Origin of the sequence: Paenibacillus sp. FSL R5-0912, assembly GCF_000758605.1 — a bacterium.
Taxonomy (GTDB): Bacteria; Bacillota; Bacilli; order Paenibacillales; family Paenibacillaceae; genus Paenibacillus_AQ.
This window is the reverse complement of sequence record NZ_CP009282.1, coordinates 3260921-3287720: the sequence shown is the minus strand read 5'-3', so window position 1 is coordinate 3287720 and position 26800 is coordinate 3260921. Positions and strand designations below refer to the sequence as shown.

Annotated in this window: 28 protein-coding genes; 3 read left to right on the top strand and 25 right to left on the bottom strand. The window is 51.6% G+C overall.

Going from position 1 to position 26800, the window contains the following annotated elements:
• The first annotated feature begins 2 nt into the window (after positions 1 to 2).
• Positions 3 to 431 carry a threonine/serine exporter family protein gene (locus R50912_RS13715; protein WP_042235551.1) on the top strand — a complete coding sequence of 143 codons (429 nt, stop codon included), beginning with the start codon at positions 3 to 5 and terminating at the stop codon, positions 429 to 431.
• 365 nt (positions 432 to 796) lie between these two features.
• On the opposite strand, the gene R50912_RS13710 is transcribed toward R50912_RS13715, so the two are convergent.
• The 20 genes from R50912_RS13710 to R50912_RS13620 all read right to left on the bottom strand — a co-directional run bounded on the left by R50912_RS13710 (position 797) and on the right by R50912_RS13620 (position 16384).
• Positions 797 to 1312: a GNAT family N-acetyltransferase gene (locus tag R50912_RS13710; protein WP_231637852.1), complete on the bottom strand. Its 516-nt coding sequence runs from the start codon at positions 1310 to 1312 to the stop codon at positions 797 to 799.
• A gap of 3 nt (positions 1313 to 1315) precedes the next feature.
• Positions 1316 to 3340 (bottom strand): Na+/H+ antiporter, encoded by a 2025-nt coding sequence (locus R50912_RS13705; RefSeq protein ID WP_042235548.1) that lies wholly within the window; start codon positions 3338 to 3340, stop codon positions 1316 to 1318.
• Positions 3341 to 3500: 160 nt separating this feature from the next.
• Positions 3501 to 4376, bottom strand: a complete 876-nt coding sequence (locus R50912_RS13700) for a beta-1,6-N-acetylglucosaminyltransferase (protein WP_052416308.1) — start codon at positions 4374 to 4376, stop codon at positions 3501 to 3503.
• A 75-nt stretch (positions 4377 to 4451) separates the two neighbouring features.
• A complete protein-coding gene (locus tag R50912_RS13695) occupies positions 4452 to 5318 on the bottom strand; it encodes a VOC family protein (protein WP_042235543.1) in 867 nt (288 codons plus the stop codon).
• A gap of 236 nt (positions 5319 to 5554) precedes the next feature.
• Complete coding sequence (locus R50912_RS13690; protein ID WP_042235540.1) at positions 5555 to 6229, bottom strand: DUF4085 family protein; 675 nt, start codon at positions 6227 to 6229, stop codon at positions 5555 to 5557.
• Positions 6230 to 6254: 25 nt separating this feature from the next.
• On the bottom strand, positions 6255 to 6683 hold the full coding sequence (locus R50912_RS13685; RefSeq protein WP_042235538.1) for a helix-turn-helix domain-containing protein: 429 nt from the start codon (positions 6681 to 6683) through the stop codon (positions 6255 to 6257).
• Positions 6684 to 6742: 59 nt separating this feature from the next.
• On the bottom strand, positions 6743 to 6922 hold the full coding sequence (locus tag R50912_RS13680) for a hypothetical protein (protein ID WP_039297066.1): 180 nt from the start codon (positions 6920 to 6922) through the stop codon (positions 6743 to 6745).
• A 388-nt stretch (positions 6923 to 7310) separates the two neighbouring features.
• Positions 7311 to 7607 carry a hypothetical protein gene (locus R50912_RS13675; protein ID WP_042235535.1) on the bottom strand — a complete coding sequence of 99 codons (297 nt, stop codon included), beginning with the start codon at positions 7605 to 7607 and terminating at the stop codon, positions 7311 to 7313.
• A 19-nt stretch (positions 7608 to 7626) separates the two neighbouring features.
• Positions 7627 to 8049, bottom strand: a complete 423-nt coding sequence (locus R50912_RS13670) for an Rrf2 family transcriptional regulator (protein ID WP_039297077.1) — start codon at positions 8047 to 8049, stop codon at positions 7627 to 7629.
• Positions 8050 to 8124: 75 nt separating this feature from the next.
• Complete coding sequence (locus tag R50912_RS13665; protein ID WP_197073081.1) at positions 8125 to 8940, bottom strand: HEAT repeat domain-containing protein; 816 nt, start codon at positions 8938 to 8940, stop codon at positions 8125 to 8127.
• Positions 8941 to 8956: 16 nt separating this feature from the next.
• Positions 8957 to 9556 (bottom strand): DJ-1/PfpI family protein, encoded by a 600-nt coding sequence (locus R50912_RS13660; protein ID WP_042235532.1) that lies wholly within the window; start codon positions 9554 to 9556, stop codon positions 8957 to 8959.
• Between the two features lie 36 nt (positions 9557 to 9592).
• Positions 9593 to 9913 (bottom strand): carboxymuconolactone decarboxylase family protein, encoded by a 321-nt coding sequence (locus R50912_RS13655; protein ID WP_042235531.1) that lies wholly within the window; start codon positions 9911 to 9913, stop codon positions 9593 to 9595.
• Between the two features lie 90 nt (positions 9914 to 10003).
• Positions 10004 to 10750 (bottom strand): type I methionyl aminopeptidase, encoded by a 747-nt coding sequence (map, locus tag R50912_RS13650; RefSeq protein WP_039297084.1) that lies wholly within the window; start codon positions 10748 to 10750, stop codon positions 10004 to 10006.
• 5 nt (positions 10751 to 10755) lie between these two features.
• Complete coding sequence (locus R50912_RS13645) at positions 10756 to 11532, bottom strand: metallophosphoesterase family protein (RefSeq protein ID WP_081956488.1); 777 nt, start codon at positions 11530 to 11532, stop codon at positions 10756 to 10758.
• Positions 11533 to 11570: 38 nt separating this feature from the next.
• On the bottom strand, positions 11571 to 12587 hold the full coding sequence (locus tag R50912_RS13640; protein WP_156123111.1) for a YhfM domain-containing protein: 1017 nt from the start codon (positions 12585 to 12587) through the stop codon (positions 11571 to 11573).
• A gap of 189 nt (positions 12588 to 12776) precedes the next feature.
• Positions 12777 to 13406, bottom strand: coding sequence for an SGNH/GDSL hydrolase family protein (locus R50912_RS13635; protein ID WP_042136230.1), 630 nt, complete (start codon positions 13404 to 13406; stop codon positions 12777 to 12779).
• A gap of 142 nt (positions 13407 to 13548) precedes the next feature.
• Positions 13549 to 13686, bottom strand: coding sequence for a hypothetical protein (locus tag R50912_RS34935; protein WP_231637851.1), 138 nt, complete (start codon positions 13684 to 13686; stop codon positions 13549 to 13551).
• A gap of 34 nt (positions 13687 to 13720) precedes the next feature.
• Positions 13721 to 14512, bottom strand: coding sequence for an alpha/beta fold hydrolase (locus R50912_RS13630; protein ID WP_231637850.1), 792 nt, complete (start codon positions 14510 to 14512; stop codon positions 13721 to 13723).
• 215 nt (positions 14513 to 14727) lie between these two features.
• A complete protein-coding gene (locus R50912_RS13625) occupies positions 14728 to 15906 on the bottom strand; it encodes an NAD(P)/FAD-dependent oxidoreductase (RefSeq protein ID WP_042235522.1) in 1179 nt (392 codons plus the stop codon).
• A 40-nt stretch (positions 15907 to 15946) separates the two neighbouring features.
• On the bottom strand, positions 15947 to 16384 hold the full coding sequence (locus R50912_RS13620; protein WP_042136226.1) for a DUF1641 domain-containing protein: 438 nt from the start codon (positions 16382 to 16384) through the stop codon (positions 15947 to 15949).
• Between the two features lie 324 nt (positions 16385 to 16708).
• Between R50912_RS13620 and R50912_RS13615 the strand changes: the two genes are divergently transcribed.
• The gene (locus R50912_RS13615) at positions 16709 to 17326 is read left to right on the top strand and encodes a nitroreductase family protein (RefSeq protein WP_042235519.1); all 618 of its coding nucleotides are present in this window, start codon (positions 16709 to 16711) and stop codon (positions 17324 to 17326) included.
• A 118-nt stretch (positions 17327 to 17444) separates the two neighbouring features.
• On the opposite strand, the gene R50912_RS13610 is transcribed toward R50912_RS13615, so the two are convergent.
• The 4 genes from R50912_RS13610 to R50912_RS13595 form a co-directional block, all read right to left on the bottom strand.
• The gene (locus R50912_RS13610) at positions 17445 to 18068 is read right to left on the bottom strand and encodes a hypothetical protein (protein WP_042235515.1); all 624 of its coding nucleotides are present in this window, start codon (positions 18066 to 18068) and stop codon (positions 17445 to 17447) included.
• Positions 18069 to 19227: 1159 nt separating this feature from the next.
• A complete protein-coding gene (locus tag R50912_RS13605; RefSeq protein WP_156123109.1) occupies positions 19228 to 20148 on the bottom strand; it encodes a hypothetical protein in 921 nt (306 codons plus the stop codon).
• A gap of 35 nt (positions 20149 to 20183) precedes the next feature.
• On the bottom strand, positions 20184 to 20777 hold the full coding sequence (locus R50912_RS13600; protein ID WP_042235510.1) for a sigma-70 family RNA polymerase sigma factor: 594 nt from the start codon (positions 20775 to 20777) through the stop codon (positions 20184 to 20186).
• A 184-nt stretch (positions 20778 to 20961) separates the two neighbouring features.
• Positions 20962 to 21858, bottom strand: coding sequence for a LysR family transcriptional regulator (locus R50912_RS13595; protein ID WP_042235508.1), 897 nt, complete (start codon positions 21856 to 21858; stop codon positions 20962 to 20964).
• A 401-nt stretch (positions 21859 to 22259) separates the two neighbouring features.
• On the opposite strand from R50912_RS13595, the gene R50912_RS13590 reads away from it, so the two are divergent.
• Positions 22260 to 23000, top strand: a complete 741-nt coding sequence (locus R50912_RS13590) for an SDR family NAD(P)-dependent oxidoreductase (protein WP_042235504.1) — start codon at positions 22260 to 22262, stop codon at positions 22998 to 23000.
• 125 nt (positions 23001 to 23125) lie between these two features.
• Here the strand turns inward: R50912_RS13590 and R50912_RS13585 are convergent, their stop codons facing one another.
• Positions 23126 to 26794 (bottom strand): X2-like carbohydrate binding domain-containing protein, encoded by a 3669-nt coding sequence (locus R50912_RS13585; RefSeq protein ID WP_442950517.1) that lies wholly within the window; start codon positions 26792 to 26794, stop codon positions 23126 to 23128.
• Between the last annotated feature and the right edge of the window lie 6 nt (positions 26795 to 26800).

The window sequence follows — 26800 nt, the reverse complement described above, 5'->3', positions numbered from 1 at the left end:
ACATGATTTTGCAACTCATAACCAGTTTCATCGCTGCCTCAGCCTTCTGCGTTCTGTTTAATGCGCCGGTGCGCGCACTGCTTCAATGCGGTTTCGCCGGAATGATCGGCTGGATGCTGTATCTGCAGCTGGATGACAGATGGGATACCGTTGTTGCCACCTTTGGTGCCACCGTGATTGTCGGAGTGATCAGCCAATTTTTTGCGCGTTCCTTCAAAATGCCGGTGATTATATTCAGCGTCGGCGGAATTATCCCGCTGGTTCCGGGCGGCCTGGCTTATGACGCCATGCGCCAGTTCGTGGAGAATGACAACAACCAGGGAATTCAGTTTGCCGTACAGGCGCTGCTGCTGTCCGGGGCCATCGCCGCTGGCCTTGTGCTGAGCGAGGTACTGGGACAGATGTTCCGGAGGAAGCACGTATCCGGATAGCTGTTCCCCAGGGTTCCGCCGGCCGGCACGCCCTAACCGTACATAAAGCCCGTTTGCCTGCATGGACCTGGTCCTTGCAAGGCAAGCGGGCTTATTGCGTTGTACGGTGGCATCCACCGGTGCCTGCTTCCCTATTAGATTACATACACATGCCTAATTGTTGTACGTATTGCAACTTTGAACTACAGAAACTGGGTGATTCTTAAGGATTGTTGTATGTAATACAATAATTGCCCCGCGTAACCGCTCGGATAAGGAGCAATGCTGCATTTCCTACAACAATTCTTGATTACTCTCGATATCACGAAAAGAATGTTATATTTCGTGCAGGAATTTAGTTAGTGGCTTCTGGCAACGGGTAGCGATTAGCCGATGATTTTCTCATAGCTGACAATATCCAGCCACCGGCCGAATTTGCGGCCGATCTCTTTGAATAAGGCGCTCTGCTCGTAGCCGTGCTTCGCGAACAGGCGGCGGCTGGGCTCATTGTCTGCACATACGGTAGCTACCAGTACATGGAACCCAAGCTCGTTAGCCCGCTCTTCAATGAACCGCAGCGATTGCCCGCCCAGACCTTGTCCTCCGCTGCCGGGCTTCAGGTAAATACTGACTTCACCGGAGGTATCATAAGCTTCTTTGTTCTTGTGCCGAGTAATCAGCACGTATCCCTGCAGCTCCCCTTCCCGAAGAAGGACATATGACTTAAATCGCGGATCCCCGTTCAGCACAGACTGGCGCATTTGCGTCAAGGTCTGCGGCTCGGTATGAAACGATACGGTGGTGTTAAGTACATAATAGTTATAGATATCTAGCACACCGGCCAGATGTTCCTCAGTAATTTCTGCAAAGTGCAGCCCGCTAGCAAGCAATTCTCCCATCATTCATTAATCCTCCCATATGGATGTTTCCAGCTGATCTACGAACCGCCGCAGCTTACCCGCGATCTTGAGATTAATAGCCCCGTTCTGATACATTTCCTGTACGGTATTCCGCTGCTCCTGAATGGCCTGCAGCTTCAGTTCCAGCTTCTCGTCATCGACGACACCATCTTTACTCCAGCCTTCGCCCTGCACCAGCCGGGATTCCAGCCGCTCATACTTGTCGATGACCTTCTGCGAGGCAAGCCGGTTCTCGTCGCTTATTCCGGCGCTGACGGCTGACACGGCCGCCTGGCACATCGCAATCTTCGCTGCCCGGGCACTTTCGGCATTCTGCACTGCACGCCGGCCCTCTTCCCCATTGAAGCGGCCCGAGAACAGGCCGGAGAACAGACGCTGAATTTCAGTTACTGTGAACTTAATTTGTGTATCCAGACGTCTGCAGAGCAGCGATTCCGTATGATCAAGCAGCTCCTCCATCTTCACGGCGACTGGGGAGGGTACCGCACCGTTCTCCAGCATCCGCCGCAGTTCTGTGCGCTCTGCCTCCAGGCCGCTCAGCCGGGCTTCAACGCCCAGACGCCGGAACTGCTCCGTGGCCGGATCACTGTCCGGCTTGGCCGTGCACAGCCGGTCGATCTTGTCTGTGAACTCCAGTAAGACAGGCTGTGTCGCCCGCTCCGGGCTCTCCGTAACCAGGCTACGCAGCATCGACATCCCGGCGTCGATCACAACATTCCTGGCAGCCAGTTCCGTATTTCCGTAGCCAATGGTCTTCACCACGGTCTCCTCTTTGTCGGCCAGCAGTGGCAGGAAGATGCTGGCAATGATTAGCGACATCAGAATGACACCTGCGGCCAGCGCAATAATCAAATCCCGTTCAGGGAATGGCGTGATACCGTCCCCGAGCACAAGGGGAATGGAGAAGGCACCTGCTAATGTTACCGCTCCGCGCACCCCGGAGATTGAAGTAATGACCTGTGACTTAAGCGGCGCCTTCTCTACCCGGCGGAATCGGCTCTCCCATAAGGAATAGGCATAGACCCATAGAAAACGCAGCGCAATGAGCAGCGCGGTAATCGCCATCGCATACCCCGCAACCATAAAGTTGTTCAGCCTCTGATCGCGGTAGATGACCTCTACCACATCCGGTACGGATACTCCAAGGATCAGGAATACCAGACCGTTCAACACCAGCAGCAGCACCGACCAGGTGCTGGCTGATACAAGCTGCAGCTTATACTGCGGCGATACGGCCCTGTCCTTCTCAATAGCAAACATTACACCGCCGGCCACTACGGCCAGGATGCCGGATACGCCAATCTCTTCACTGATCAGATAAATAATAAACGGTGTTAGAATCTGCAGAAGCACATGGATCGTCACATCCTCCATGCCGAATCTGCGGATGAATACACTGAGGCGGATCAGCAGAAAAGAGAGCACCGCACCCAAAAGCAGACCCCCTGCGGCAATCATTACAAAGCTGAGCGATGCCTTAGGAAACGAGAAAACTCCCGTAACCATGGCCGCGATCGCAAATTTGAAGGCAACTAGGCCGGAGGCGTCATTCATCAGCGATTCACCTTCAAGGATACGGTGTATACTCTTCGGCAAATGCACCCGTCCGGCCAGCGCACTGACCGCTACAGCATCCGTAGGTGACAGAATCGCCGCCAGTGCAAAAGATGCCGCCAGCGGAATTGAAGGAATCATCCAGTTAATGGCATAACCTGCGACAAAAACCGTTACAAATACAAGCCCCAGCGCTAGCAGCAATATGGGTGCCCTAAGGTTCCACAGCTCATCACGCGGTGTCCGTCTCCCGTCATTGAACAGTAGAGGGGCAATGAACAACACAAAAAACAGCTCAGGCTCAAAAGACATATGTATTCCGGTCGGTACAAGTGCAGTAATGATCCCTAGTCCGATCTGAATTAGAGGAACCGGCACAAACGGAATGAAACGGTTCACGATATTCGATACCGCGATAAGCCCGAGCATCAGCAGTACAGCGAGAAAAGTCTCCAAGCCCCATCATCTCCCGAATATCTTTTTTCAATATATTATATCCTCTATTTGCATTGACTGCATAAACGCCAATAAACGGAAGACACACCGGAATTTCCGCTTGTGCCTCCCGCTATATTCTCTTTTCAGAATCCATCCGGCTGATGAGGTAGTTAGAGCCTCAAGCCAGCCGCAGAATATCGCTGATGATCTCCTTGTCAACATCCAGATCGAACTTCCGGCCCCAGAAGCAGCCTGCACCTTGCTCGCGAATCCGTTCATAATCCTCGGCCCGCAGCGTTCTGGGGAATTCCGGTCCAGTGTCCCAATCCGTATAGCGTTTGATCTCATTGATTACTTTATCCTTATATTTACTGTTCAAAATAATAGAATGGAAGAAGATCTCATCGCCGCAGAACGAATTCCTGAACAACCGGACGTATCCGGGATGCTCCGCGATGAATTCGAGGATATACTGCATGCATTCCCCGGTAAGCGACATCCAATTCGAGCCCTTATACAGCACCTCCGGCAGTTCCTTCAGGCTGCGCTTAAGCCAGGGTACCGACATCACCAGATTGATGTATCGGTTGCGGATCTCTGAGACAGCTTTGGCCCGGGAGACCAGGAACCTCGGATAATATACAGACACCCGGTACAGGCAGCCCCACATTTCCGCCTCATTTGGAAGCTGCAGATGCTTGACGAACTCCTGTCCTTCATGCTCCTTGAAGAAATCAGCAATCGTATCGTTCGAGGCAAGAGGCAAATCCTGCCCGCTGATGATATGAACATAGTTATAATTCCCGCTTGCCCGGATCAGTTCAAAGCACTTCAAGATACATTCAATCTGGCCGTAATGGCCCCACTGTACGTCTACCGGCTGCTCTACGAAATGAATATCTTCGCGATGGATAATTTGCTCTTCGATGCCGCTTTTCTTATCCACATGCATGAAAAACTCCACATGCTCATCCGTTAAACGATCGATTAGCAAATTAATCTGCTGAGGGCTCTTGTGACAGAGGACAACATAAGCCATTTTGAAATTGTGCAAAAGATTCATCCTTTCGCTCATTTATTTCCACATATTATAGGGGAATGAGCCAAAATGGACAAGCTTTCATTCCTATCAGCCTTTGACAAGCAACCGGATTCCAATATTCCACGGGTCTCTCAAGGTTGTAATGCCGCCTTCTACTTCTACAGGGTACCCCGCTTGCTTCACACGTTCCGCCACTTCCGATACATCCCCGCTGCCCGGAAGCAGCAGAGTGAAATAATCGATGCCCGCCGCATGGGCCGGAGCCGCCTTAGCACCTTGTCCCGCCCAGACATTAAGCCCCATATGGTGATGATATCCTCCCGCCGAGATGAATAGTGCAGCGTCCCCGTAATGAGCGGTTATTGCAAAACCAAGCGCATCCACATAGAATTTCTTGGCCTCCGCCAGATCGCCTACATGAAAGTGCACATGCCCGATCACCGTGCCCGCAGGCAGTCCGGTCCAGCTCAGCCCTTCGGAAGCCGCCAGTAAGCCGTCCACATCAACCGGGTCTGTAGTCATCACCACATTGCCAGTAGGCTCGTACTTCCAGGTGTCGCGCGGCCGGTCGCGGTATATTTCAATGCCGTTATTGTCAGGGTCCTGAATGTACAGCGCTTCGCTGACCAGATGATCGCCCTGACCGATCTCGATGCCCGCATCAATCAGATTACGCAGCACCAACCCGAGACTTGGACGGTCGGGCACCAGAATCGCGAAATGATACAGTCCGGCTGCCGAATTACGGCGCAGAATCAGGGCCTGTTCAATCTCCCGCAGCACCAGAAGCACATGCACACCATCCGCGGTCATTTCCACTTCACGCCCCTGCCGGTGCAGGATCTTCAGTCCGATTACATTCTGATAAAAGGTGAGTGAACGCTCCAAATTGCTTACTCTAATCTGTACTAGTCCAATTTCCAGTTCTTGCGGCAATGCTGCTGTTGTCGTCATATAAACCCCTCCTGAATAAAAGCATATGGATTATATAAAAAAGCCAAACCCTCCGGTGCCGTTCGTGCTCAGTTCTGCTTAGTCTTGACTTTTTATAGAATCATCATTCAAGCTTGTAACTGTTTCCGTTACATATTAACTAACTTTATTTTAGTTGCGTTCTATATGTTTGTCAATTACTTTTAAAAATCAAGGAAATACAAAAACCCGGCCAATTGGCCAGGCTCCGATAGCAGTCATCCGTTGTATTTGGGTTCACTTAGCATTTCAAATGATACATCCTGCGCAGTAATTCTAAGCTCACTCAGCGGCGAATCCAGCAGAACACGTAATTCAAACCCTTGTTCCACCGCATAGATCTCGGTATACAACCAGACCATTCTGTTCAGGCGTTCAGGCAGAACCAGCCCGGTCACCCCGGTAAAGGTTAGTCTGATATCACACTGATAATGCATGGCTCCACTGCAGTCCAGAATGATCTCCACAACCTCCGCCGCCGGCACTGCATATGAAATCACCCTTGAATCATGGAGGGACTTCTCAACTAGCTGAATAGCATGTACAGGCAAGCTGTCCTTAATAGAGAGATACCCTCTATAGTATTTATCATCCAACACCTTCATCCTGGCTTCGTATTCACTACGCCACTGCTGCGCCTTTTCTTTGAACTCAGGTTCAGGATAAGTAGAATTGATTGTTCCGTCATGAATGGAGGGATGGAAGTATTCCGGAAGGTACTTCAGCAAATCCGCTTTGAGGTATTCCAGGAAATCCCTCGTCCTGTCCCTATAGCTGACCCCCTCCGCAGCATGCCACGCAACATCCTCCAGCCAATCCTGCTCCGTCTCAGGGAACACCATAAAGCCGCGCACCTGCATTTCTTCATACCATGATTTTGTATAAAATTTCATTTGGCGCTCCCATACTCCCCTAGTCTCATCTATTGGTAATCTTCGTACCCATATAGACCCGTTGTTCAAGTGTCGCCTGCTGAACCCAGTTCTGTAGCTCCGCCCGGTTAATCATGAACTGCTCATCGACTTTCATATAGGGAATTCCCGTAAGTGACCCGTTATACTTTAGAACCTCGTGCTCTGCCTTGATAATATTCAGCACCTCATTCTCAGTTAAATGCAGAAATTCCGCTGCCTCCGCCATTGTCATTAATGGGCTGTCAGCGGCAGTAGATACAGTCTGCTCTAACAGTTCCGCTTGCTCTTTGGCTTCCGTCTGCAACTGGGCAATCTGTGTTTCCATCGCCTTTTCATTGCTGGATGCACGTTCGTTGCTGATAATCAGACTGCTTGCGATTAAAGAAAGACCCAGAATCAGTGCGGCTCCCAGGATTGTAATTTGATTCTTCATGTACAATATCCCCCTTACTCCTATGTAAAATCAAGGTACAGACAGTCCCCTACCGTCCGCTACAGCCGTTTGTCAATAATATGCTTGTTCTCCTTGATCTCCTTGCGGAGCAGCCGGATTTCCTGAATCAATTCGTCCAATTTGTAGGTAGCCCTAGATCCATCAATGGCCTTTCGGATAATCAGCATAAAGACCAGCAACGACAGGAACCATATAATCAGTACTAAGAACATCATCATATTTCGCGCCTCTTCTCCATTTATTGCAGCAAACCACACCTGGTGTCAGTCTAAACCATCTGGAATAATGTGTAAAGACAGTACCAGCGATTTCTACAGCCGCAAAAAAGGGACCCTGCCGGGAACCGGCAGGGCCAAAGTCTATTATAAGGGGGTCATGTGATTAATATACAGGCCCAACCTTAACGCCTGATGAAAAACACATAAAGGTTTGATGAATTTATAAGTCCTAAACAAAGAGATAGACCCTGCCGAGGCACGGCGGAGTCTATCATAAATGTATCCACTGGGGGGTGGAGATCTTTAATATAATCCCCGAACCTTAAGCGTACATAAAGCTATGCTGAAAGTTTCCTTAAGTTTCTGTGGCAGTCTACAAAATCTTACATCACGGGCCGGTGCCGCTTGAGGTTACATGCCAGCCCAGCCTGCTTTTCTTCACATAGATGTAGCTTCGCTCTGTTTCTTCAGCATAGTACAGATTACCGTACCTTGGATCATCCTTAATCTGTCCTTCTGTAACCCTGCCCGCAAAGGCAGCTGCAGGATCACGGATCAGCAGGCTCTTGCGTACAGCGAGCTCAGGTGTAGGAGAAGGAAAAATGAGCAGATACAATAGCCCGAGCCCGAGCAATACCGTTATCCAGAAAGCAGCGCCTTTTCGCTTGCGCATAGAGTTTCGCATAGCACATTCCTCCTCTGCCTCACGAAACAGGAATTTGATGTACGATCTGATCCAGTGTAACCTCTTGCAGCACATTCTCCATCGCTTTCTGCGCAAGCGAGAACACGGGAATAATCGCCCCGGCAATGTTCTTGCCGACCGGACACTCCGGATTCGGATGCTCGTGGACAGAGAACAATGAATCCTCCTCCACTGCATTGACCGCCTTGTAAATCTGCAGAAGCGTGATATCCGCGCTACTTCGGGTAAGCTTCGCACCGGCTACACCGGGGCGGACCTCCACCAGACCGGCCTTGTTCAGCATGCCTGTAAGGCGGCGGATGACAACCGGATTCGTATTAACGCTGCCGGCAATCCACTCCGAGGTGCTTTTACCGTCTTTGTTGCTGTCTATTAAAGTTAGAATATGAATAGCGACCGCAAACCGGGTGCTGATGTTCATGGGAATCTCTCCTTCATACTGACCTTCATACTGACCAGAATGCTTCCCGGTAGATGTAACAATAATAGTTACATTCTAGACAATTGTCAATCCTGCAAGGAGTTCCGTGACCTCTTCGGGGTACTTCTGACTCAGCCGTTTCTTCCCCAGATTGCTCTTTACGATCCGGATCATCCGCTTATCGCCGCTCCCGGCCAGTCTGCGCAGCAAGGCAAAGCCCGCATCCGGCTGGCTGGCGACAAACAGGCTAAGCGCATATTCCATTCCTTTGGATAATACGCGGAGATGCTCAGGATCGTCTTCACTGTATTTGCCCGACAGCAGCTCATCCAGGATTTGCTCTGACAGCTCCAGACTATACGCTGCACAAGAATAATCCTTAAGCAAGGGAGGATGCGCCAGCGCGGCGACAAAAGTTCGCAGTTCCAGTATGGTCGCTTCCATTCTCCAGCTTTCAAGCACCCCAGCCAGCAGCCCGAAGCCGAACTCTCCGATCTGCTGCAACGCCATTGCCGCCGCCTCACGGACGCGCCATCTTGAATCATTCATCGCCCTGCGCAGCCTGCCTTCTATCCCGGATCTTTCTCCCTGCTCCGCATATCCGTAATAGGCACCGCAAGCCAGTAAAGCACAGAACGGAAGATATTCCTTCGGGTCATTAGCCTCCGCCTCCGCTGCAGAAATATCAGTCCAGGAAGCGAGCAGCGACAAAGACTGTGCAGAAAGTCCAGAACGGGCGTAATACCCGGCGAACTCCCCGGCAAGGCTCAGGTTCGCCCGCGGACCCGGCAGCCCGCTCCGGTTCATGAAATCCTCTGCGAGCAGCGGCCATTGCTCACTGTTCTCTATCTGCTGCTGAAACGGCAATGCGGTAAGCTTGCCACTATTCACCTTCATCCCTCCGGTTTCAATGGTTTCCTTCATTGGAGTACATTACAATACCTTGCGCGTCATACGGATAGTCGATCTGCTGCTTCACGGCAGCCATAGCCTCCGGGCCGGCAAATAAGGATACCAGGTATAATCCCAGATCAATTGAGGTTGAGACCCCGCCCCCGGTAATAACATTCCCGTCCTGCACAATCCGGGTCTGAACGACTTCCCGGCAATACGGCTCAAGCAGCTCATATGCCGATGCATGTGTTGTGGCCCTGCGTCCCTCGAGCAATCCGGCAGCACCCAGCAGCAGGGCACCGGTGCATACGGATACCAGATAGGGAACCCCGCTTGCTCCCTGAAGCCAGGAGATAAAGCTCTCGTCATGACGCAATGCCCTCGTCCCGAACCCGCCGGGTACAAATACCAGATCATACACTGACAAATCCGGCAGCACTGTACCTGTTTTGACCGTAAGCCCCATTTCATCTGTGATTTCTCCGGCCGGACCGCAGATATCCCACTCCAGCCCTTCCCCTGCAGGGAACTGGCGCAGCCTGTAGATTACATCATAAAAACCCGCAAAATCCAAAAACGTAATGCCGTCAAACAGAATAAAAGCAATTTTCACGCTACCCGCTCCTTCTATATCCGTCGTTCTGCAATATTACTCGCTGTCGTAAGCCTGTAAAGCAACGGGCAAGGCCTGAATGACCACATTGCCTACAGCCGGAAGAGGCAGCAGGACTGCGCTGATAATTTCCTCACGGGTAGCGCCGAGTGATTTGGCATGCTTGACATGAAAGGCCAGCCCGCTCTCCAGCCTGACTGCCGCGAGTACGGAGATATAGGCAATTTCTTCTGTTTTGGCATCAAGCGCACTTGCTGCATCCAGCTTCTGCACGACTTGCCCCCAGGCCTTCTGCTGCTCCGGTGCTTCCTTCATAAACGTCATGAATGCATTGCTGACTTGCGGTAGATTGTCCATTCTTTGTCCCTCCATTGCTAGAATACAATAATAAAGAAGTCCACCCTCTTCAGGGCAGACCGTATCTGTTCGTTCTTAGGTGCTAAGCTCTTAGGCGCTTGTCAGAATAATCGGTTTGCCTTTGGTGACCACAATTGTATGTTCATACTGGGCAACACGGCTGTTGTCCGCCACACTGAGCGTCCATCCATCCGACTGCTGCTCTACAAAATCCGCACCCGTAGACAGGAATGGCTCTATCGTAATGACCTGACCTTCCTTCAGCACAGTCGTTACCCGCGGATTATAGAACGGCAGGATCTCGTAAGGCTTCTCATGCAACGATTTGCCGATGCCGTGGCTGCACAGATTGCGCACAACCTTGTAGCCGCGCTTGTGTGCCTCCGACTCCATGACCCGGCCGATCTCGTTCACCTTCATTCCCGCTCTGAGGTGATTAATCACACTCATCATAGTTTCCTCCGTACTCCGGCAGAGATGGACCAGCTTCTCATTATAAGGAGGCAGTTGAAAAGAGACACCGGCATCCCCGTAGTACCCGTTCAGCTCGGCCGAGACATCAATATTGATTAAATCGCCGGCCTGGATCACCCGTTGACCCGGGATTCCGTGTGCCACCTCTTCATTGACACTGATGCACGTGGTTCCGGGAAAGTTATAGGTTACCTTAGGGGCAGATTTCGCGCCAAAATGGTTCAGAATCCTCGCACCCACTTCGTCCAGCTCCGCAGTCGTCATTCCGGGAACTACACTTTTCTTCATCTCGGCGATGGTGTGGCCTACCACTTTACCGGCTGCCTTCAGTCCTTGCAAATCCTGCAGTGTCTCGCTCGTCATCCTGTTCACATTCCTCTCGTATCTGTTGATTCTCCGGTCATCCGTCCATAGCGGATCGCCACCGCATAATCAGGCCGCCCGGCCTCTTCCGCAAGGTCCGCCGCCTTGTCCCAGTCGTATTCAACCAGCCTGTGGTCAATACACCAGCCGCCCGGTGAACCATTGTCCCTGATGCACAAGCAATAGCTGGCTAAAGGCGTGCCCGACTCCATAACATAGGCATATGGAAGTTCCTCCTCATACGCGGGCAGGCCTACACTTCCGGGGTTCACCGCCTGCTTTCCTTCCGGCAGCTCCAGCAAGTGGAACACATGGCTATGCCCGCAAAAAACAATCCGCTCCTCTATCCTGTGCAGCTCCGCCGCCAATTGTTCCGCCGGCTTATAGACCGGACCGGCAGCTGGCGTAAGTTCCTCCAGCAGGTACTCGGTATTGCTCCACGGTGTTCCGTGACAGAACAATAATCCATCGTAGCTCCACGTTCCGCGGTGGCTTCGGATCCAGCTCTCTTCCTGTTCCCGGAGCAGCGGTTTAACATAACGGTAGGTGAGCGATGTACCCGTCTCCTCCAGCAGCAGCTCATCACAATTCCCCATGATGTTGATTATATCTGGGCGCTGTATCAGCAGCTCTGCAGTAGCCAGAGGGTCTAGCGGCCCGAATAGGCTGTCGCCCAGGTTGACGATAAGATCAGCCTTCAGATTGTCCAGGTCTCTAAGCACGGCTTCAAGTGCAAACCTGTTGCTATGTATATCGGAGATTACAGCGATTATATTGTACAATTGCAGGTCCTCCACTTCCTTATCTTCTCAGCCGCGGTTCAGGGGGCTACTTCCTGAAAAGCAGCTCCGTCCCAGCGGTATGAAGACTCAACCTGCCTGCCAAGAGCGTTGTCATAATGATCCGCCCGGAAACCGCCTTCGACTGCCTCCAGCTTGACCGAATACCGTTCAGGACTACTGATAAACAGCCCGGATGCCGCCCCCTTAATCTGCAGCTCCTGGATCGTATGATCCGGTCTCAATGTAAACAGCTTGAACAATGATCCATTCGAAGAACCATATTGGCCAACCGTAAAATCGGGATTACCGTCTCCGTTGTAATCAGCGAACTGAATCTGGAACAAATCGCCGAAGCTCAATTCTTCGGTGAAATGCCGGCTCAGCGCGAACGTGCCCAGTGCTGCGCCCTGTTCATCCGTAATGGCCAGCCGGAATTGCCCGCTCCAGTTCCGTCCAGCCAGCGGGGAAGGGATGGACCAATCCTCGCTGTAGCTGCCTTTCAGCAGCTGCAGGTTCAGAAATTCCTTGTTTCCTGTGACCGGGATTAAATCATTGCGTGAGACCGTTATCGGACCTTGAGTTACCACCGATGCCTCATCCGCTTCGGACTTCGCCGCTGCTGGACTTCCGCCGCTGAAGATCAGCCTGCGCAGCTTATCGGCATTCTTGGCGGAGACTGTATAGCCTGTCCCGCTGCGCTCAGCGGACAGCAGCAGACCGGTGTTCCCCTCCTGCTCGCCCAGACCCAGAATAAATTCTTCTGTGTAGCCGTCCCCGTACACCAGCTTCATGCGGAAATCCGCATCGTAATCCAGCTCTCCCGCAATACGCTTGCTTGTATTCATGGCAGAAGCCATCGTCTTAATGAACTCGCCGTCTTTGAAAATCCTGGACTCAGAGGGAGCCGTCTCCGCTTGGCTCTCTATAGAGTTATAGGTCAAATCAATTTCAGAAATCCATCTTGAATTAATGTAGCCGAAAGCATTCTGGCAGCCGCTTAATAGCACAACCAGAAAAACAGGCAGAATCAGCTGTAGCCGCCTTATGGGTTCCACCTCCACATCCTTATGTATGATACAAGTATAACAGCCTTCTTAAGCAGAGTGAAATTCACGGATCTCCCGCTTCCGTTCAGAAGGAAACCTATCCGCCCCGGTGTATGGCAAAAACCGGTCCGCTTGATACGCAGGAACCGGTCTGAGCAGCAAATTCAATATGTAGGAAGTAGTCTGCTATATTCCGCTTTAGCTTATAGCCCCTACAGCCTTCATCCAGGCTTCTGCAATCAGCGCATGGCCGGCAGGTGAAGGATGTACGCCATCCCCGGCCCAGAAGGCAGGCTCGGCCTTAACCGACGCGGCGGCGAACAGTCCGTCCAGCGGGACCAATACAGCGCCATATTCACGGGCCAGCTCACGGACCACATGAATTTTCGGGTCCAGGTCCTTACGCCAGCCTTTACGGTCTTCCGGCACCGGCAGTACGAACGGCTCAACCAGCACCAGCTTGGCATCCAGGCTCTGCTTGGTGCGTTCAATCAGATCACGGTAGGAAGCCTCAAACTCAGCTGCTGTAGTCTCCTGCCCGGAATCGAACCAGCGCCAGGTATCATTAACACCGATATAAATCGACACCCAGGTCGGCTTAAGCTCCAGACAATCCCGGTCCCAGCGCTCCTGCAGATCCACGGCGCGGTTGCCGCTGATGCCGCGGTTGATGAAGGTAAGGTTCTTCTCCGGATACTGCAGCCCAAGACGAGCGCCCGCCATCAGCGCGTAACCTACACCAAGTGATGAAGCGTCTGCGTAATTGCGGCCGCAATCCGTGATACTATCACCCTGGAACAGGATGATATCGTTCTTTTGAAATGGCATGCCTGAAATCCTCCTATGAAAACATCTGAAATGGTATAAACATCAACATTATAACAAATAGATTTTCCTGCGAATACGTTTTCATTACATATTTACGGAGTAAATCTGTTCACGGCTCTAAGCGCTTCATGCAGGACAGTATTCAGGTTGCCTTCTGCGGCTTCTCGGTTGATTGCCAGGCCCCCGAACCTGGCGGCGATCCGCTCAACTTCAGAAGCCGGAAACCCTCAGATGTAAGGAAAGGATGCTCCTTGTGGCGCTGTGCGATCAAGCTAATCACCAGTATTGTGAAAGTTCTTGTGAAGACGCTGATATCAGTATTTAAGCCCGTTGGAATGAGCCTGTATCATCCCTATGATTACTTCAATGACCAGCCCGGGCTGGTCATGATGGATATAATGACCGCTACCCGGCGCAATCAGCTGTCTGCTGGCTGAAGATAATTCCAGGAACTCCGCCTGGTTCTTCTGCTCGATCTCCAGTATCGCATGTGCCGGCCAGTCTGATCCCTCCTCATCCGCAAGCCCCCTGGTTATCACCGATAGCGGAACCTGGCTTGGCATGGAACCCCGGGCAGCAGAGATCTGCTTATAGCTCTGCATCTTATCGATCTGCTCCTTATTGAGCGAAGGGTTCAGCAGGTACGCCCGGTTCGCAGCGATATGCTGCGGGGGCAGCACCCGCTCATAAGTAAGCTCCTTATATTCGCCTGCAGCATCTATCAGTACAATTCCCGCAATCCGCTCCGGATAGCAGCAGGCGAACAGTCTGGCTACCAGACCGCCAAAGGAATGACCGACCAGAATGTAAGGGGCTTTAATATCCAGCAGTGCCAGCAGCCGGTACAGCTCCTCCACCAGATCCTGGCAGGTGCGCGGTCCTGGCACTCCCGGGCTGGTCCCGGTACCCGCTCTGTCATAAGCGAGCGTTGAGGCATGCTGTGCAATATTCTCCTGGACACCGCTCCAGGAATCGCAACCATCCCCTAATCCGGAAATAAAGATGACAGCAGGTGCACGGTGTGCAGAATATTTATAATACAATCCGCGACCCTGCCCGTCCGTTTGAACCTCCATCCAATTGCAGATAAATCCGTTCTGAATCATCTTCTCCTCCTAGTGCTGCGCAAAAAGTTCATATATAGGATGTATACCTCATTCAGGATAAAGAAACTTCCAGTAATTTACTATGTAATTTCACACAGCTCTCCTTGCACCGTCTGAATGCATGAAAAATCCCCTTCAACTGCCTACTGGCGGTTGAAGGGGATGATCTACCGCATGGAAGCGGCCTGCAATAGGTATAGATGGTTAGGAGAGAATTAATAGGCCAGACTGAATAACCCGTGAATATGGGTTAAATACCGGATATTGCTTGCTTCCTTCATCAGCGTTGCCGGCAGACCCTTCAGCGGTGTGGAATTGCCGCCGACAATCGCTACTCCGTCTCTGCGTCCCAGACTGGCAAGTGTCCCGGAATTCACCGGACTGAAGGTCTCGGAGGCTTTATCATTCAGGTAAGCGTAAAGGTTATAGCCGATCAGTTCACCCATCTGCCAGGCAATTTGTGCCGTTGGCGGATACGGACGGCCGTCCGGTGCGAACACAACCGCACTGTCACCGGCTACAAATACATTCTGGTGTGAAGTGGATTGCAGGAACTCATTCACGGTTGCGCGGCCGCGGTTCACTTCAAGCCCGGACTCACCGATCAGCGGGTTGCCCTGCACGCCACCGGTCCAGACGAAGGTATTCGCCACAATCTGGCGGCCGTCCTTCAGATCAATGGTATTGCCTGCTACATTCGTAACGGGAAGACCAGTCAGGAACTGAACTCCGCGTTTCTCGAGGCTGGTTGTAGCGCGCTCAATCAGATGATCCGGCAGGACCGGAAGAATCTTCGGTCCGGCTTCTACGAGCAGCATCTGGATTTCAGCCGGGTTCACTCCATATTTCTTAGTCAGCTTGGGCAATACATCGGCAATTTCACCTACAAGCTCAACACCTGTCAAGCCGCCCCCGCCGATCAGGATGGTTGCATCGGCCGCGTTGCCGCTTTTGGCATATTCACGAATCCGGTCTTCAATATGTCCGTGAATCCTCAGTGCATCCGCCGCCGATTTCAGCACCATGCTGTACTGTTCAAGTCCCGGAATGCCGAAATAAGCCGTCGTGCTGCCCAGACCGACAACGAGAGCATCATAAGTCAGCATTACACCATCTGAGAGGACGATCTGCTTGTTCTCTACCGAGAACGAATTAACCTTGGCAATCTTCAGATCGATATCCTTACCGGCGAACAGCTTCGCGAGCGGCATGGCAACCGCCTGTTCCGAAGCACTACCTGCCGCAAGGCGGTGTAGCTCGGTAATGATCTGGTGTGTTGGATACTGATTAACCACTGTAACTCTGGCTTCAGCTTTGCTCATGTATTTGCGCACGGTTAGCGCACTCAATAAGCCGCCATAACCTGCACCTAGAATAACTATGTGTTTTGACATCATATTTCCCCCGTCCTTACGATTAAGATTTGAACAATAATTACTTACCGGATTGGCGTTCGCCGCTGACCTGCAGGTATGCATTCATGAAACGGAGCACGTTCTGTACCTGCGGGTCCTTGATCATTTTCATCATGCCAAACAAGCTGATGGTTTCACTGCTTGCATCCGCGCGGTCTTTCGCTTCAATAACCGTAGCCGCCAGATTCTTGACAGAGCCTACCACAGGACCCGCCATCTCCTTGATTGCGCCTACCGTATCATTTTTCAATACTTCATCCGTTGCAACCGATTGTACGAAATCGACCGATTTGGTTAATACATTCACCAGTTGGGTAATCTGCGGCAGCTGCTCCACCAGAAGGATCAGGGATTCCTGAACTTCCGGTTTCAGAAGCTGATTCAGCAAATCCTCTTGGGGAAGGCCTGCTGCGGGTATTTCTTGTTCCAAAGGGGTTTGGGTAATGGTTTCTGACATATCAAAGTCTCCTTTACAATGGCATTGCTGCTTAAAAGTATTCATCCACTGAAACTATGTGACTATTATAACATTCCGGTTGTAATAAATGTCACAATGTTTTTGGCTTTATAGCCTATTTTGTGATTAAAATCACTTCTTTTCTCACTTTTTCAAAACTTATCGACTATTTGAACTAAAATTCACAATTTAATGTTGTTTAATCATTGACGTATGCTTGTGGTCGTGATATTTTAAGCAAGTAACTTATTGTAAGTTTATTTATTAATATCAGCTATTGATTAATACTAACCAACATACATATCCCAATGGAGGTCATTATTTATGAGTACTTTTTCAGAATTAGTTCAGTCCCGCAGATCGGCTATGAATTTCGTTGAAGGGGTGAAAATCCCACAGAATGAGCTGGAGGAGATGTTCTCACTGGCCCGGCTGGCTCCATCGGCCTTCAACCTGCAGCACGCCCACTACAAAGTCATTAGCGATGATACTGTGAAGGAAGAAATCCGTAAAGGTGCGTACGGCCAATACAAAATCCACACTGCATCGGCTGTCATCGTCGTGCTGGGTGATAAAAATGCCTACCAGCAGGCTCCAGAAATCTATAGCGGACTTAAAATGCTGGGAGCCATGAGTGAAGACGATTACGACCGTACTATTCAGTCTATTAATGATTCTTACACCGGAAAAGACGCTTTCCAGCGGGATGAAGCGATCCGCAATGCTTCCTTGTCGGCTATGCAGTTCATGCTGATTGCCAAGGACAAGGGATGGGATACCTGCCCGATGATCGGTTTTGATCCGGAGGCGGTGAAAGCTACTCTCGGACTCAGCGATAACTTCGTTCCGGTAATGCTGATTACGATCGGCAAAGACAACAAGCACAAAATTAGACCGCGCGGCTACCGCAAGCCGGTTAATGAGTTTGTAGAATTTATCTGAGCCTACACCTGGTTCAGAGAAGTCCCTGTTTCATAGTTGACAGCAAAAAGGTCTTCCGGCAGCTTAACCGGAAGACCTTTTTGCTGTGATTTTATAAGATAAAGCTTCAGTCTGATGTTCATTTGGCATAATGCAGTATAGCCGCTGCCGCGCGTTCCCGCCGCTCCGCATCGGGACTGTGCAGGGCAGCCTTCAGAACAGCCAGCGCCTCAGCTATTGTGGCTTCATCCACACGGGCCGGGGAATGAGCAGCTTCTACATCGCCAGCCGAAGAGTCTGCAAGCCACAAATCCATTCTTGCTGCAGGCAGCACTCCTGAATAACGGGTAACTTCCTGATCCGAAGCAAGCAGTGCTTGTACTGCAGAATTCACAGCTGTACGGGGCAGACTCTTCAGCCAGGTTACTCCGCGCCGGTGCGCAGTTCCGCCCTCCACACTCTCCTGCCGGGCATCATAGAAATAATCCCCCAGATCGCCAAGGTATACCCATTCCTCATCCGCAATCAGCACATAATCCCCATCCTGCATCACGTTGATGAAGATGTCTAAACTGCCAAGTGCCTCTTCCAGCTCTTGCCCCTGATAAGCTCCGGATGCAGCAAGTCTGCTGCGGATATCCTCTCTTCCGCTAGTCTCCAGATCTCCAGCAAAGGGATCTCCCGCACATACATAATTATCCTCCAGAAAAGACTTGATTAACCCGCTGCGGGTTCCGTCAAGCCTCACTCCAAACAAACGCATCCTTTTCTTCCTCCTTCAAGTACCCGGATAGCTGAACCGCAACATAACAATCAGTAAATTATACAGCAAACGGCAAGGCTTTTGCCGTCCATTTTATAAGACGGCACTGTTCCAGGGCACCAATTTTGCCCTGCAGGTGAATCAAGCTAGAGATTGTGAAGCTTACCTGCGGACAAATCATGCTGGTGCTAAGAAGCTTAGCAATTGCACTTTTCCTCACCTGAGCTTGTCTGGAGATTGGCTGGAGCATCACGGGCTCATGAACTCATCAGCTTGTGAGGAGGACTGAGATTCCGTTATTTGCGAAGAAATGGCGAATTCGCAGGACATTCGGACTGAGATTCCGTTAATATCCTGAAACGCCTTGTTTTAGCGCTTAAAAGAACAGGATAAAGGATTCTCAGTCCGAATCCTCCGGATCATGAGGCTTTTTGGCGAAATAACGGCCTCTCAGTCCACTTCAGCAAGAAATCCGCTTCGATATACCGGCAATCAGTCCGCGGATTGACACCGCCGATTGCGGTCCAGAGTATTTATCCCTCCTTACAGCGACTGGGTTACGTTGGATCAAGTTTAGAGTGAATAACTATTGTTCTGAATCCTCCTAAAAACTAAGGATAAGGAAGCATAATAGCGCTTACATGATCTTACGGCGAAAAATAACCGCAAATTTAAAGTATTCGCCTTTTTACGGCTGCGGTGAATCCCGGTATAATACAGGTATCAACTCAAGGAACCATACACTGCGGTAAGAACGCATGCGGGGGCAGAATCTCCGGCAGTCCTCTTAAGCAGCTGTACTCCCTGAGCTTGAGACTATATCTTTGATCCTGGCGTTATAGCCTTCAATCCATCCCTACACGAAATGGTATGAGCTTCTTTAAGCTCAAAAGCCCACAATCAATCCTATCGTGGTCAGCGGATGAATTAGAGAAGATTTAACGGGCAGGATAGGCAAATTGACTGCCGCCTCGGACGATTTCTACCCGGCTGAGTACAAAGGATAGGATAAGGAGTCTGAGAAGAACATGGGTATAGTGGTTATAATATAAACCTCTATTGTTGATGAAGCTATCAATAATAGAGGTTTATATGTGTTATAGGGGATTTTTTTAGTTATAGCCGGACAAGCATAAAGCTGACCTTGGCATAGGCTGCTTTAGCGCAGCCCTTCGGCAACTTTAAGCAAAGTCTCTTTGGATACGTCCGGTGATTCTGTGCTTACTTCATGCAGAATGTTCCATTCGCTATTCTCCCCTAGCTCGATCCACTGGATATAAGCATAATAGTTGTTTTGGTTCCCATAAGCTTCTTTATTCACAATATATAAAGCATCTAAAGATCCAACCTTTATCTCCTCAACCGTAGTAGCCCCCGCAAAATTTGCTGTGAGCTGCGCTTCCAGTCCGCTAGGCGTATACTTAACTACAATTGCATCACTTTTTCCTCTTGGACCCTCATATATGAGCTGCGGGCTTACAGTCTTAGCTATTCTATTAGGAGTATTGAAGCTCTTGATCCAGGCATAATCCTCACCGGGCTTGACCCTTTTCGAGAGGACATTGGTGTATTTCTTTACCCAGGATTCGTCTATAATCCCAAGCTGACTGTCAGACCTCGCTTCGGCAAAATAATATCCTTCCGGCAGACTGCTAGGTACAGCCAGCTTTCCTGTAATTGGCTCGATGACCTCCTTCCAGCTCTCTAGATCGGAGAACAGCTGCGGACGGTTTACCTTAAGCAGGTCATATCCCCCTTCGGGCAGTGACACATACAGGAAGGCGGATTCATTCACAGCCAGTTTAGTCTGAATGTCTTCAACAAGCAGCTTCACGTGCTCACCGTGTTCAACGGATTCAGTATAGTCCGAATGAACAATCGCCTCTATTCCAGTAGAACCATATGTAACGGCCCATAACCTATCCGCACCATAAACCACGCCTCCGAACAGCATTATTCCGCAGAGAACAACCGCTATCCTTGCAGTGCCGCGAATGTGTTTTTTGGTTTTCCATTCGTTTTGGGATTTAAAGTACTGATCAAAGCTTGCGGAAATCTGTGTCTCCAGCTGTTCCGGCATTACTGTATTCTGCTTAAAGCTGGCAAACTCCCGTTTCAATTGACTTTCGACAGGCATGTATAGTCCCCCTTCATCTCATCTTCCTCTGTGAATACGGCTTGCTGCCGCAGCTTGCGCATTGCCTTGTGATGCCTGGATTTAGCGGTACCCAACGGTATCTCCAGGGCAGAGGCAATCTCGTCAAAACTGCATTCCCCATAGTAGCGAAGGACAACAACACTGCGCAGTTTAGGGGGAAGCCCTGCCACCAGCTGAAGCAGCTCTCCCCGCTGTTCCTGCTCAAGGAGCGGTGTATCCGCCCCCGGCAGCAACAACTCTGATGCATTCTCCCTGCTGCGGATCTGGATGCGCAGCCTGCGCCAGCTTCTCCGGCTCCAGTTGCTGCATTGCCGTACAATCATTCCGTTCAGCCATGCCCCAAAGGGCCGATTCCTGTCATACTGCGGCAGACTACGGAACAATTCAATGTAGATTTCATTCACTACATCTGCCACATCGCCCTGCCGGTCAACAAGCAGACAGACTGTCCCGTACACCTGGTGCCTGATGCTGTCATGCAGCGCAGTGAAAGCATCCTTGTCTCCTTCTTTCAGCCTTTGCAGACAGCCATGCAGCTCTCCCTCAGTCATCTGTCTCTCTCCTTTCTGTATTGGTTTTCACTCTATATTGGTCCACTGCGGGACAAAGGTTCCCTTTGAGTACAATAAATTCAATCCTTACACAAAAAAAACCGGCCGCCCATGAGTTTCGTCATGAATTGCCGGATGTGGAAGTAATGTATAGTTGTCAAAAACGGTTCTTATCAGCTCTATTCTACATATGCACAGGTATCCACAGTTCCCGCTTCAAAAACTGATAGACTTGTAAGCTCGCCCCTCTCAGCGGGTAATCAGCTATTCTGCAGGCGATTCCGCAGCTCATATCAACTGCCGGCCCTGACAGTCTCCTGACCACTGTACCAGACGGAAGAGTCTGTATTGTAATCTCAGGCACAAAAGCCATCCCAATACCGTTCTCCACATAGAATTTCAAGGAGGACATACTGCCGATTTCCATGGTGTTCAGCGGGGGACCGGCTGCTTCCTGCAAAATACTCTCCAGCTTCTTACGGTAAGGACAATCCGCAGCCGTAATGAGCAGACGGTGTCCGCGAAGCAGGTCCGCAGTAATCTCCTTCTCCGTCTCCAGAGGATGACCTTCAGGCAGCAGCAGCACGAACTCCTCGGTGAAAAGCGGCTCGAAATACAGCTCCGTCCCAAGCTGCGGGGCTGAACACAGGATCATGTCGAGTTCTCCCCGAAGCAGCCGCCCGCTGAGAGCCGCTGTTCCAGCAATCTCTACTGAAAGTACGATCCGGGGAAACTGTTCCATGAATATGCGCAAAAGCTGCGGCAGCCGGTAACTCGCAGTCGGATCGGTTGCACCGATCCGGACGCTCCCAGCTCCGCCCGACTGCAGATCAGCCAGACTGCTCTGCAGCCGCTCCATGTCTTTCACAATCTGCAGGCTCTGCTCATGGAACAGCCTCCCGGCCTCCGTCAGGATCACCTGCTGTTTGCCGCGCTCCAGCAGCTGAACGCCCAGCTGAGCCTCAAGCTTCTGGATCTGCATTGTTACCGTAGACTGGGCGTAGCTAAGCTCTTCGGCTGCACGGTTAAAGCTTCCTGTTCTTACAATGGCCTGAAAGGTTTTTAAAGTTTTGAAATCCATTTGCGCTAACCTCTTTCCAGTAAGACTCCCGTTTTCCGCCGTCCTATCGTTCTTCATTGCATTTTCTACAATAGAATTTGCGTTTTCATGCGCTAAAATCAGTTCTGTTGCACTCCATACAATTGATTTTCTGATTTCTGCTCAAAGTCACTGAATTAACAGAATTCTACTGTACAGAGTGCAATAGGGAATGGCGAATGTCATTCAGCCTGCCCTGAGCTTGAGGGTGTTTCATTTCAGAGTCCATTGACCATCTGCTGTTGAAGTCCCTCTAGTTCGCTCGATTAGTTCAATATTATTGAACCAAGCATTCATTTCATTCAATTATACAAAACCAGGCAAACTGATTACAATTGTACTCAGGATATCCAATAACAATAAGTAGTCGGGAGCGGATAAGGATGGATCTGAGGGGTAAAACCGCAATAGTGACAGGCGGAGGAACAGGTATCGGTCGGGCTACCTGCCTTGAGCTTGCCGGGCAAGGCGTAAAGGTTGCCGTAAATTATTCCCGTTCGGAAGCGGAAGCCCGGGAAACGGTTGACATGATCATAGCGCAGGGTGGGCAGGCCATTGCTGTACAAGCTGATGTGTCCGCAGATGCCGAGGTACGGGCAATGGTAGAACAAGTAGTACAGACCTACGACACTGTAAATCTGCTGGTGAATAATGCCAGCATCACTCAGCATATTCCTATGGATGATCTGGAGGCAGTCACCTCCGAAGTGTGGGATGAATTATACGGCGTGAATGTCAAAGGTATGTTCTTCTGTGCCCGGGCAGCCGCCCCGTATATGAAAAGCAGCGGGCATGGGGCCATCGTCAACCTCGGAAGTATTGCCGGAAATACGGGTGCCGGTTCATCACTTCCTTATGCCGTGTCCAAAGCGGCTGTTCACGGACTGACCCGGTCACTGGCCAAGGCTCTCGCCCCTGACATAAGGGTCAACTGCGTTGCCCCAGGAGCCGTAGCGACGCGGTGGTGGGCAGGCCGGGAAGCGCAGATGCATAAGCTCGCACCGAACCTGCTGCTGCAGAGCATTGCCGCGCCGGAAGATATCGCACGTTTCATCTGCTCCGCGCTCGCTCAGGAAGCCATGACCGGGCAGATCATAACAGTCGACAGCGGACAGACTTTATAGCCTCTACAGCGCTGGCAGATTCATTCTACAAACACCAAGCAGCCCCTCCTCCGCAATAATATGGAGAGGGGCTGTCTGTTCGAAACTGTTCAAGACTCTGCTACTCTACTCACTTGAACTCCTAATCAAGAAGGTTCATTTCCCCATACCAGGCTGCCGGAGATATAGGCTGGAATATTGGCCCAATCGGTATAAGCTGTGCCCGCTGCATTAAAGGAATAATCTCCGGTCTGGGTGTAATTGCTCCAATCCGACTTGGACGCCCGCAGTTGAATGTCTATGCTCTCCCCGGCCGCAAGTGAGCCTGCAGCACTTGTAAATCCAAGCTCCAGGTAATAATCGGCCCCGGTCTTGGCAACCGGAAGCTTCACAAACGTCCCGGTCACATTTGCGCTTCCCACCTGCGACCAGTCGCAGAAGAAGCTCTGGGTCTGCTCACCGTCAATAGTGTAGAAGTATCTGAGCTTTACATCGGCCAGTGAAACTGCAGCCGTGCCGGTATTCATCAGCTTAATCTTCGGGCTCAGCGTATTGGCCGCAGCCGCTGTGCCGCTGTTGTACATCTGAACTTTAAGGCCGCCAGCGGCCGGTGCTGTTGTGTCCACTACTGCAACAGCCAAGGTCTGCGCCGCTCCGGCGCTGAAATTGAAGCTCAGCGTTGTCGTACCCACCGCCTGCGCTGCCAGATACGCCTTGCTGATCGTAACTGCCGAGCCGCTCACAGTGTAATCCGTTCCGGCGGTCAACATTGACGCACCGTTCTTAATGCTGCTTAACGTGTTCCCGTTCAGCGTCATCGTCACGGCGATATCCGCCTGATTCGCCGTCTTCTTGTCGAAGCTGGCGCTGACCGGCGTGATCGCAGAATTGCTGGCCGGCGTTGTTGTATCCACAACTGCAACAGCCAAGTTCTGCGCCGCTCCGGCGCTGAAATTGAAGCTCAGCGTTGTCGTACCCACCGCCTGCGCTGCCAGATACGCCTTGCTGATCGTAACTGCCGAGCCGCTCACAGTGTAATCCGTTCCGGCGGTCAACATTGACGCACCGTTCTTAATGCTGCTTAACGTGTTCCCGTTCAGCGTCATCGTCACGGCGATATCCGCCTGATTCGCCGTCTTCTTGTCGAAGCTGGCGCTGACCGGCGTGATCGCAGAATTACTGGCCGGTGCCGTTGTGTCCACAACTGCAACAGCCAAGGTCTGCGCCGCTCCGGCGCTGAAATTGAAGCTAAGCGTTGTCGTACCCACCGCCTGCGCTGCCAGATATGCCTTGCTGATCGTGACTGCCGAGCCGCTCACAGTGTAATCCGTTCCGGCGGTCAACGTTGACGCACCGTTCTTAATGCTGCTTAACGTGTTCCCGTTTAGCGTCATCGTCACGGCGATATCCGCCTGATTCGCCGTCTTCTTGTCGAAGCTGGCGCTGACCGGCGTGATCGTTGAGCCTGCCGCCGGAGGATTCACCGGATCGGCGTATAAGGTGCCCCGGCCATTGGTGCCCAGATATACGCGTCCGTAGATGCGCGGATCTCCGGTGATGGCCATGTTGATTTTGGCATACTGATGGGCATTGTCATTGATCCGTACCCAGCTCGCCCCGGCATTATCGGAGCGGAAGACCCCTCTCACACCGTCGATCTGAGCTACTGTATAGAGTGCCATGTAGCTCTGGCCCGGCGCTGCCTTGCCGAACCCGATGAGGTCAGCCTCATCAACATTGGCCAGCTTGGTGAAGCTTGCACCTGAATTGACAGAGTGCCATATGCCATATTTGTTCTCAACCGTATTGCCGCCGGCGAACCAGATATCGCCTTCAATGCCCGGCATGGCTTTCAGACTGATCTGGGCCTGATTAGGCTGCAGATCGCCGACATTATTGGTAGGGAAGCCTGTTGCCCCCGTAGCCGTGAAGGATGCTCCGCCATCTGTACTTACATAGAAGGTTCCCGCATAGAAGGCATAGAATTTATTCGCATTCACTCTGTCCGAAGCGATTTTGGCTCCCGCCGGAACCCCTGCGCTTGCGGTCCAAGTGTTGCCGGTAGTCTTCGAATAATATACTCCAATATCCGAGGTGCTCCAAAGGATGGAGTTTCCGCTCGCCGATACTGCCACCTGTCCCTGTCCTGCGGTAGTCTTGGTTCCGTTCGAAGGCTCGCCATTTGGCATATACCAATTGATACCCCCATCATTGGAGATTCCAATCGACTTCATGCTTGGTGTCTTCTCCTTATCCGCACCGCCAACACGTACTACATAGGCTGGACTTAACTCAGCATAATCGATGCCGGTTGTGGTTGCCCAGGAGGGACTTGTCTGGAACTTCACCGGTGCTGCAGTGACATCATCATACCGGAAGCCGGACACATCCCCGAGTGCGGTGATCAGGTGCGCTCCTGCTGGAGGGCTGATCAGCCCCAGCACTGCAGTCTCTTCTACTCCCTTCGCCATCACGGAAATATTGACTTTCCCGCCGGTATCCCAAGCGCCTACATTATTTGAACCATAGATGGTCGCACCCGTACCGTACATCATCCGGTTGGAGTTGAACGGATCAATCTCCAGATCCCCCATCATCCAGCCCAGCTTCGGCGAGGGGTCGAGTGAGGTAGAGTCGGTAATGCCATGATTCAGCCATGGCGCAGCGGTAATATCCATGGCAAATTTATAGCTCCGCTCCGGGTAAAATCCCCAATCCCAAATCCGGCTCCAGGATGCACCGCCGTCCTTGCTGCGGAAGATCACTTCATCCGGCCACCACGCATTCAGACTGGAGACCATAACCGTGTCAGGGTCTTGAGCATCCACAGCGAGACCGCCGAACCCGTACCAGTTATCCGTTCCTGTGGAGGGGCTGATATTGGTCCAGACCCCGCTTGTTGTGTTCCATTTCCAGACCTCACCTTTGCTTCCGTCATACGGCCCCACACCGTTACTGTACGTAATGTACAGATCGCCAGTAGATGACAGCACACCATGATGCGGCAGATAACCTACCGGCTGACCAGGCAGAGCAGACCAGGTTGCTCCCCCGTCCGTGCTGCGGTAGACACTGCTTGCCGTATCCGCTACTCCCACATAAATCGTCTGGGTGGCATTCCCGGAGGTGCCTGTGCTTTTATCAAAAGTAATCCAGGATAACCCCACCAGGTCATTGCCGTAATCAAGCGTCGGATTCTGAATATACGTCCCCACATTAGGGAAGGCGCTGACCTTGGACCAGGTGACCCCGGAGTCGGCGCTCTTCCACAGGCCGTTCCCGCTCCGCGCCCCGAAGAACAGGATGCTGTTCTTATTGGGGTCAATCACAAGCCGTTCCCCGGCCGAACGTCCAGGCATATTACCGCCAACCTTGAACGGCAGCGGCGTTGTCTGCCACGTATTCCCCCGGTCGCTGGAGCGCATGATTTGTCCATTTCCGTCCCATGAGTTCGTATAAGTACCGGTAGCCATATACACCTTGTCCGGATTCACCGGATCGGTAGCCAGCGCGTCTACGCCATTCTTGTTCCAGTCCACCCAGCCGACAGAATCACTGATCGATGTCCAGCTGCCGGATGCCTGATTCCAGCGGTAGGCACCGCCGATATCCGTCCGTGCATAGATCAGGTTCGGCTCAGTCTGGTTAAAAATAATGCCCGGAACAAACCCTCCGCCTGCACCGGTAACCACGCTGTTCCAGTTGTAGGCTTCACTTGCTGCGGCATGAGTTACTGCGGGAGAAACGGTAAACAAGGAGCCGGGCATTGCCGCCAGCAGGACAACCATTCCCATTCTTCGGATACGTTTTCGAATCACGGT

What these genes read in the sequence shown, in the direction of transcription:
- R50912_RS13710 (WP_231637852.1), bottom strand. Translation starts at nt 1,312, where the DNA reads ATGATGGGAGAATTGCTTGCTAGCGGGCTGCACTTTGCAGAAATTACT.
- R50912_RS13625 (WP_042235522.1), bottom strand. Translation starts at nt 15,906, where the DNA reads ATGTCAAAACACATAGTTATTCTAGGTGCAGGTTATGGCGGCTTATTG.
- R50912_RS13680 (WP_039297066.1), bottom strand. Translation starts at nt 6,922, where the DNA reads ATGATGATGTTCTTAGTACTGATTATATGGTTCCTGTCGTTGCTGGTC.
- R50912_RS13675 (WP_042235535.1), bottom strand. Translation starts at nt 7,607, where the DNA reads ATGCGAAACTCTATGCGCAAGCGAAAAGGCGCTGCTTTCTGGATAACG.
- R50912_RS13620 (WP_042136226.1), bottom strand. Translation starts at nt 16,384, where the DNA reads ATGTCAGAAACCATTACCCAAACCCCTTTGGAACAAGAAATACCCGCA.
- R50912_RS13600 (WP_042235510.1), bottom strand. Translation starts at nt 20,777, where the DNA reads ATGACTGAGGGAGAGCTGCATGGCTGTCTGCAAAGGCTGAAAGAAGGA.
- map (WP_039297084.1), bottom strand. Translation starts at nt 10,750, where the DNA reads ATGACGAGCGAGACACTGCAGGATTTGCAAGGACTGAAGGCAGCCGGT.
- R50912_RS13685 (WP_042235538.1), bottom strand. Translation starts at nt 6,683, where the DNA reads ATGAAGAATCAAATTACAATCCTGGGAGCCGCACTGATTCTGGGTCTT.
- R50912_RS13695 (WP_042235543.1), bottom strand. Translation starts at nt 5,318, where the DNA reads ATGACGACAACAGCAGCATTGCCGCAAGAACTGGAAATTGGACTAGTA.
- R50912_RS13595 (WP_042235508.1), bottom strand. Translation starts at nt 21,858, where the DNA reads ATGGATTTCAAAACTTTAAAAACCTTTCAGGCCATTGTAAGAACAGGA.
- R50912_RS13655 (WP_042235531.1), bottom strand. Translation starts at nt 9,913, where the DNA reads ATGGACAATCTACCGCAAGTCAGCAATGCATTCATGACGTTTATGAAG.
- R50912_RS13615 (WP_042235519.1), top strand. Translation starts at nt 16,709, where the DNA reads ATGAGTACTTTTTCAGAATTAGTTCAGTCCCGCAGATCGGCTATGAAT.
- R50912_RS13690 (WP_042235540.1), bottom strand. Translation starts at nt 6,229, where the DNA reads ATGAAATTTTATACAAAATCATGGTATGAAGAAATGCAGGTGCGCGGC.
- R50912_RS13605 (WP_156123109.1), bottom strand. Translation starts at nt 20,148, where the DNA reads ATGCCGGAACAGCTGGAGACACAGATTTCCGCAAGCTTTGATCAGTAC.
- R50912_RS13670 (WP_039297077.1), bottom strand. Translation starts at nt 8,049, where the DNA reads ATGAACATCAGCACCCGGTTTGCGGTCGCTATTCATATTCTAACTTTA.
- R50912_RS13630 (WP_231637850.1), bottom strand. Translation starts at nt 14,512, where the DNA reads ATGATTCAGAACGGATTTATCTGCAATTGGATGGAGGTTCAAACGGAC.
- R50912_RS13715 (WP_042235551.1), top strand. Translation starts at nt 3, where the DNA reads ATGATTTTGCAACTCATAACCAGTTTCATCGCTGCCTCAGCCTTCTGC.
- R50912_RS13590 (WP_042235504.1), top strand. Translation starts at nt 22,260, where the DNA reads ATGGATCTGAGGGGTAAAACCGCAATAGTGACAGGCGGAGGAACAGGT.
- R50912_RS13610 (WP_042235515.1), bottom strand. Translation starts at nt 18,068, where the DNA reads ATGCGTTTGTTTGGAGTGAGGCTTGACGGAACCCGCAGCGGGTTAATC.
- R50912_RS13635 (WP_042136230.1), bottom strand. Translation starts at nt 13,406, where the DNA reads ATGCCATTTCAAAAGAACGATATCATCCTGTTCCAGGGTGATAGTATC.